This window comes from Mycobacterium sp. (genome assembly GCF_050701515.1).
In the GTDB taxonomy this organism is placed as follows: Bacteria; Actinomycetota; Actinomycetes; order Mycobacteriales; family Mycobacteriaceae; genus Mycobacterium.
In genome coordinates, this window is sequence record NZ_JBOGDB010000262.1 from 1 (window position 1) to 6,654 (window position 6,654).

The 6,654-nt window shown below is 68.0% G+C and carries 8 protein-coding genes; 3 read left to right on the forward strand and 5 right to left on the reverse strand.

The window, feature by feature from the left end; all coding sequences use genetic code 11:
* Positions 1 to 80: 80 nt before the first annotated feature.
* Positions 81 to 473, forward strand: coding sequence for a hemophore-related protein (locus ACRDU5_RS19785; RefSeq protein WP_526616511.1), 393 nt, complete (start codon positions 81 to 83; stop codon positions 471 to 473).
* Between the two features lie 7 nt (positions 474 to 480).
* Here ACRDU5_RS19785 and ACRDU5_RS19790 read toward each other — a convergent pair whose 3' ends face one another.
* From ACRDU5_RS19790 to ACRDU5_RS19800, 3 genes are read right to left on the reverse strand one after another with little or no spacing between them, the layout of a single operon-like run.
* Positions 481 to 885 (reverse strand): VOC family protein, encoded by a 405-nt coding sequence (locus ACRDU5_RS19790; RefSeq protein WP_526616512.1) that lies wholly within the window; start codon positions 883 to 885, stop codon positions 481 to 483.
* Between the two features lie 22 nt (positions 886 to 907).
* Complete coding sequence (locus ACRDU5_RS19795) at positions 908 to 2,434, reverse strand: glycerol-3-phosphate dehydrogenase/oxidase (protein WP_526616513.1); 1,527 nt, start codon at positions 2,432 to 2,434, stop codon at positions 908 to 910.
* Positions 2,431 to 3,012 (reverse strand): TetR/AcrR family transcriptional regulator, encoded by a 582-nt coding sequence (locus ACRDU5_RS19800; RefSeq protein WP_526616515.1) that lies wholly within the window; start codon positions 3,010 to 3,012, stop codon positions 2,431 to 2,433. Before ACRDU5_RS19800 ends, ACRDU5_RS19795 begins: the two co-directional genes overlap by 4 nt.
* Positions 3,013 to 3,071: 59 nt before the next feature.
* On the opposite strand from ACRDU5_RS19800, the gene ACRDU5_RS19805 reads away from it, so the two are divergent.
* A complete protein-coding gene (locus tag ACRDU5_RS19805; RefSeq protein ID WP_526616520.1) occupies positions 3,072 to 4,652 on the forward strand; it encodes an FAD-binding oxidoreductase in 1,581 nt (526 codons plus the stop codon).
* Positions 4,649 to 5,563: a diacylglycerol kinase gene (locus tag ACRDU5_RS19810; protein WP_526616516.1), complete on the forward strand. Its 915-nt coding sequence runs from the start codon at positions 4,649 to 4,651 to the stop codon at positions 5,561 to 5,563. The genes ACRDU5_RS19805 and ACRDU5_RS19810 overlap by 4 nt, the downstream gene beginning before the upstream one ends.
* Here ACRDU5_RS19810 and ACRDU5_RS19815 read toward each other — a convergent pair.
* Both ACRDU5_RS19815 and ACRDU5_RS19820 read right to left on the reverse strand, forming a co-directional pair.
* Positions 5,544 to 6,056 (reverse strand): DUF3145 family protein, encoded by a 513-nt coding sequence (locus tag ACRDU5_RS19815; RefSeq protein ID WP_526616517.1) that lies wholly within the window; start codon positions 6,054 to 6,056, stop codon positions 5,544 to 5,546. The two genes, ACRDU5_RS19810 and ACRDU5_RS19815, sit on opposite strands and share 20 nt — an antisense overlap.
* Positions 6,057 to 6,178: 122 nt before the next feature.
* The coding region (locus ACRDU5_RS19820; RefSeq protein WP_526616518.1) for a serine hydrolase at positions 6,179 to 6,654 on the reverse strand (476 nt) is incomplete at its 5' end.

A 6,654-nucleotide genomic window follows, 5' to 3' on the forward strand; every position in this document is an offset into this window, starting at 1 on the left:
TCCAACAATAGCGCGGCGTAGTCTGCTGGAATTGGACATGCGTCGGGGAAGCATGAAATGCCGCGATTAAGGAGTTAGAAATGCAAATCTACAACACCGTTGCGCGCCGCCGAGTCATCAGTGTGCTCGCAACCGGAGCGCTCGGGGCGCTGGCCGCCGCGACAATTGCACTACCGACGGCGTCGGCTCAGCCCCAATGCACCGCCGCGGGACTGACCAATGCCATTGGCACGGTGTCCTCGCAGACCGCCCAGTACCTGTCCAGCCATCCCGACGCCAATGACGCGATCAGCAATGCCGGCGCGCAGGGACCGGGGGCTGACAACGCGATCCGGGCTTACTTCGTCACCCGTCCTCAGCAGTGGGCCGATCTGCAACGCATCGCGCAGCCGTTGCGGACCCTGCGGCAGCAGTGCGATGTCGACGTAGCGCCTACCGACATCGCAAGGCTGTTCGACGCGATGGCCTCATAGCCATGAATCACTGCGTGGGCTGACCCAGCCCGAGCAGATTGCCTTCGCTGTCACGAAACCAGGCGGCGCGCTCGCCGCTGCCCTTGCTCGGGTAGTTGCCTGCTATGTCGACCATGCCGTCGACCATCGGCAGCCCCGGGATGCCGTATTCCTCGAAGACCACACCGCGGGGGCGCAGGTCGGCGACCACGGCGTCGATGTCGTCGACGGTGAACGCCATCTGAGTGAAGGTCCCGGCCGACGAACCCGTGGACGCGAACAGGCAGAACGCGCCGTCGGCGCACACGTACCGCAGGCCGCCCTCACGTTCTTCGGCCGGTTGCAGGCCCAGCTTCTCCGCATACCATCGGCGGGCACGGTCCAGGTCCTGCGCGGGCAACCGTGTCTCGACGTGTGCATCGGCCAAGCTCATCGAAAGCCTCCTAAACTCGCGGTCAGAAGAACTCCGCTGCCACAGATAGAACCAGGTGCCGGTCGGCGTCCACGAGCCCGATTCGGGTACGGCGGTCGAGGATATCGTCGATGCTCAGCGCGCCTTCGTACGTCACCGCATACTCGAACTCCGCGCGGATCACGTCGATGCCGTCGGCCACCGCCTCGGTAGGCCGGTCGCATGTCGCCGCAGCAAGGACGTTCGGTGCCTCGGCGCCGAAGCGGGCGACGAGCGACGACGGGAGTTCAATCGGAACTCGCAGAGTCGCAACCGGATTCGATGGTGCGCCGACGAGCGGTAGATTGCGGGTCCGGCAGCGGTTGGCGGCCAGCCCCCGCAATGCGACGGCCTTGTCGAGAACGTCCTCGGCCATGTACCGGTACTCGGTCAGTTTGCCGCCGATCACACTGATGACGCCGGACGGCGACTCGACGACGGCGTGATCGCGCGAAACATCGGCCGTGCGACCCGCACCGGTGTCGATCAGCGGGCGCAGGCCCGCGTAGGCGCCGATCATGTCCTCGCGGCCGAGCTTGACGTCCAGCGCGGTGTTCACGGTGTCCAGCAGGAACCCGATCTCCTCCGAACTCGGTTCGGGCACATCGGGTATCGGGCCGGGGGCATCTTCGTCGGTCAGGCCGAGATACACCCGGCCCAGCTGCTCGGGCATGGCGAACACGAATCGGTTCAGCTCGCCGGGAATCGGAATGGTCAGCGCGGCAGTGGGATTGCCGAATGACTTGGCGTCGAACACCAGATGCGTGCCGCGGCTCGGCCGCAACGCGATCGACGCGTCGACCTCGCCGGCCCAGACGCCGCTCGCGTTGATGACGGCACGGGCGGACACGTCGAATGACTCGCCCGACAGCTGATCCGTCAGGCGGACCGACGTGCCGGTGGCCTGCGAGGCGGCGACGCGGGTAAGGATGCGGGCGCCGTGCTGCGCGGCGGTGCGCGCCACCGCGGCGACCAGGCGCGCGTCGTCGATCAGCTGGCCGTCGTAGGCGAGTAAACCGCCGCCCAGGCCGTCGCGCCGTACGGCGGGCACCATGTCGGCGGCTCGCCGGGCGGAGATGCGCCGCGACCGGGGCAACGTCGACGACCGGGTGCCCGCCAGGCAGCGCAGCGCGTCGCCGGCCAGGAAACCCGTTCGAACCAACGCCCGTTCGGGCCCACCCATGGCCGGCAGCAGCGGGACCAGCTGCGGCATGGCGCTGACGAGGTGAGGGGCGTTGCGCGTCATCAGGATTCCGCGTTCGACTGCGCTGCGCCGGGCGATCCCGACATTGCCGGTTGCCAGGTACCGCAACCCGCCGTGCACCAGCTTCGAGCTCCAGCGGCTGGTGCCAAACGCCAGATCGTGCTTTTCCACCAGGGCCACCGTCAGCCCCCGCGACGCTGCGTCCAGGGCGATACCGGTGCCGGTGATGCCACCGCCGATCACCACGACATCGAGCGTCTGGCCATCGGCCAGTTCCGCCAATTCGCGGGCGCGGCGGGGCGCGTTGAGTGCGGCGGAGTTTGTCACGGCTTGAGGTATCCGTTCAGTGAGTGGGCCAGTTCGACGGCGAGCGCGTCGGCGTTCAGGATCGGCTCGACGATCTGCGCGGACTGGATGGTCGACTGCGTGATCAGCAGACACATCGCGGCAAGCTGGCGGGGGTCGCCGGCGCGGACACTGCCCTCGCGCTGCGCGACCCGCAGGTCGGCGGCGACCGCGTCCATCAGGATCTGCTGGCTGGTGCCCAGACGCTCGGCGATGTAGACCATGGCCAGCTCGGGCGCGGAGTGCAAGACCGACATCACGACGTCGTCGTGCCGGAGGCGTGCGGCGAGAGCGACCATGCGGTCGACCAACGCTTCGCGCCCGACGCCGCGGGACGGCACGTCTCGAAGCACGCCGACGATTCGTGCGGTCAACAGCGCTGCCAGCAGCGATCGGGTGTCTGGCCAGCGGCGATAGATGGTCGGCCGGCTGACCCGGGCGCGCCGTGCGATCTCGGCGAGCGTGACCCGGTCCACCCCGTAGGCGAGCACGCAGCTCGCCGCCGCTTCCAGGATCCGGTCCCCGATATCCGGCGAAGTGTCGTTACTGATTGACAGCATATGTAATACTGTAACGCATGACACCGCCGAATGACCACCAGGCTGCCCTGCTACCCCCGATGAAGTGGGACGCATGGGGTGACCCGGAGGCGGCCAAGCCGCTGTCCGACGGGATTCGAGCCCTTCTCAAGCAAGCGCTCGGCGTCGGAGATTCGCTGGTAGCCGAGCTGGAGCCCGGCGAAGTGACGTTGCGGCCGTCGGCGCTGTCGCCTGCCGATCGCGACGGCCTGGCCGCGATCGTCGGAACCGAGCATTGCGGCGTCGACGACTCCGCCCGGCTGTTGCGCGCCGGCGGTAAATCCACCCTCGACCTGCTTCGCCGCCGGGATCCCGGCGTCCAGGACGCCCCCGACGCGGTGCTGCTGCCCGGCGACGAAAATGAGATCTCCGACATCCTGCGGTACTGCGTAGAGCACGGCATTGCCGTTGTCCCGTTCGGCGGCGGCACCAGCGTGGTCGGCGGCCTCGATCCGCTCCGCGACGGGTTCACCGCCGTGATATCGCTCGACCTGCGTCGGCTGAACGAACTGCACTGGATCGACGAGATCTCCGGCGAAGCCGAACTGGGCGCCGGCGTCACCGGCCCGGAAGCCGAACGCCTGCTCGGTGAGTGCGGCTTCTCGCTCGGGCACTTCCCCCAGAGTTTCGAGTTCGTGACGATCGGGGGGCTCGCCGCCACCCGCTCGTCGGGTCAGAATTCGGCGGGTTATGGCCGGTTCAACGACATGGTCCGTGGCCTGCGTACGGTGACACCCGCCGGCGTGCTCGATCTCGGCCGGGCGCCGGAGTCGGCGGCGGGCCCGGATCTGCGCCAGCTGTTGATCGGTTCCGAAGGCGTGTTCGGCGTCATCACCCGCGTCCGGGTACGCGTCCACCCGGTACCGCAGGCCAGCCGGTATGAGGCGTGGTCGTTCCCCGACTTCGCGACCGGCGCCGACGCCCTGCGCGCCGTCGTCCAGACCGGCACCGGGCCGACGGTCATCCGGCTCTCCGATGAAGCCGAGACCGGCGTGAACCTCGCGACCACCGAGAGCATCGGCGAGGAACAGGTCAGCGGCGGTTGCCTGGCGATCACGGTGTTCGAGGGAACCGAGGCGCACGTTCAGAGCAGACACGCCGAGACCCGGACCCTGGTGGAGGCCCGCGGCGGCACGTCGCTGGGTGACGCGCCGGCCCGCGCCTGGGAGCATGGCCGCTTCAATGCGCCGTACCTGCGCGACGCGCTGCTGTCGGCGGGCGCGTTGTGCGAGACCCTGGAGACCGCCACCAATTGGTCCAACATCCCCGCATTGAAGGCCGCGGTGACCGAGGCGCTGACCACCGCGCTCGCCGAAACCGGCACACCGGCGCTGGTGCTGTGCCACATTTCGCATGTGTATCCCACCGGTGCGTCGCTGTATTTCACCATCGTCGCCGGGCAGCGCGGAAATCCGATCGAACAGTGGCGTAAGGCGAAAACTGCAGCGTCGGACGCGATGATGCGCTCCGGCGCCACCATCACCCACCACCACGCCGTCGGCGCCGATCATCGGCCATGGATGCGTGACGAAATCGGCGATCTCGGTGTCGAGGTGCTGCGGGCGGTCAAGGCGACGCTCGATCCTGCCGGGATTCTCAACCCCGGCAAGCTTGTTCCGTGACCGACATCGCCAGGGTCACTGTTCTGACCAACCCGGCGTCGGGTCACGGCAACGCACCACACGCCGCCGAACGAGCAGTCGCACGACTCCAGCAGCGGGGCGTCGACGTCGTCGAAATCGTCGGCACCGACGCCGCGCATGCGCGACGGCTCGTTGACGGCGCCCTTGAGCACGGCATGGATGCACTGGTGGTCGTCGGCGGCGATGGCATCATTTCGCTTGCGCTGCAAGTGCTCGCGCAAAATGACGTGCCCCTCGGAATAGTCCCGGCGGGCACCGGAAACGACCACGCGCGCGAATTCGGCATTCCCACAAGGGATCCCGAAGCCGCGGCCGATGTGGTCGTCGACGGGATCGTCGAGAGCGTGGACCTGGGCCGCATCGTGGGTGACTACGGCACCGACAAGTGGTTCGGCACCGTGATGGCGGCCGGGTTCGACTCGCTGGTCACCGACCGGACCAACCGGATGCGCTGGCCGCACGGCCGGATGCGCTACAACGTAGCCATGGTCGCCGAGCTCTCCAAACTGCGGCTGCTGCCGTTCCGGCTGACGTTTGACGGTAAGGAAGTCGTCACGGACCTCACCCTCGCCGCGTTCGGGAACACCCGAAGCTACGGCGGGGGCATGCTGATCTGTCCGGATGCCGACCCCTCCGACGGGCTACTCGACGCGACCATGGTGGCGTCGGCGTCGCGCACCCGGCTGATTCGCTTGTTCCCCACCGTGTTCAAGGGCACCCACGTCGACCTCGACGAGGTGCGCACCGCGCGGGCGCGCACGATCACCGTCGACTCCCCCGGCATCAACGCCTACGCCGACGGCGAGTTCGTCTGCCCGCTACCGGTAGAGGTGTCGGCGGTCCCGGGAGCGCTGAAGATCCTGCGGCCCGCTAGCCCACACCCCGGCTAAGCCAGGCCACGTCGGCACCGTCGCCGCCGTCGCGATAGGGCTCCAGGGCTTCGTCCCACGAAGTGCCGAGGACCGAATCCAGTTCGGCGGCCAGGGTGTCCGCGCCCGACGCCATCAAGGTGCGCAGCCGCATCTCGCCGACCATGACGTCGCCGTTGGCGCTCATCGAGCCGCTCCACAATCCGAGCTGCGGGGTGTGGCAGAAGCGGTGGCCGTCAACGCCGGCGCTGGGGTCTTCGGTTACCTCGAACCGCAGCACCGACCAGGACCGCAGCGCATTGGCCAGCTGTGCACCGGTTCCGACGGGACCGACCCAATTGGTGACCGCGCGCAGTTGACCGGGCATCGCCGGCTGTGGGGTCCAATTCAGATTCGCCCGTGCCGACAGGCTCGACGACAACGCCCACTCGACATGCGGGCACACCGCTGCGGGTGAGGCATGGATGTAGACCACGCCGGTCGTCGAGTCGGCGAACTGGTTCGACGCACGCATCTGTTGCTCCTTCGGCTCCGCGAGGGACGTCTTCCCCAACGACCTGGCGGATCCGATGAGCTGCAGTTGTGTCGTGCGTGTCTATTGTGCCTTGTGAGGCCCCTGTTGCGCTAGTCCCGGGGTCATTTGCTGCCGAATTCGTTGATGACGGCGTCGGAGAGTTCGGGCCATCGCTGGTAGGCCCAGTCGCCGAAATTACGGTCGGCCAGGACGACGAGCGCCAAGTCGGCCTCCGGATCGACCCACAAAAACGTCCCCGACTGGCCGAAATGCCCGTACGAGCGGGCCGAATTGGCCGATCCCGTCCAGTGCGGGGACTTGGCGTCGCGGATCTCGAATCCCAGCCCCCAATCATTGGGCCGCTGCACCCCGAACCCGGGCAGCACGCCGTCCAGGCCCGGGAACTGCACGGCGGTGGCTTCGGCGTGCATCTTGGCCGACACCAGGGTCGGTCGCAGCAGGTCACCGGCCAAAACCGCGAGATCAGCCACCGTGGACGTGGCGCCGTATCCCGCCGCCGACGCGCCGCCGTCGAGTTCGGTAGACGCCATGCCGAGCGGCTCGAACACCGCCTCGGTGAGGTAGCGGCCGAATTCGA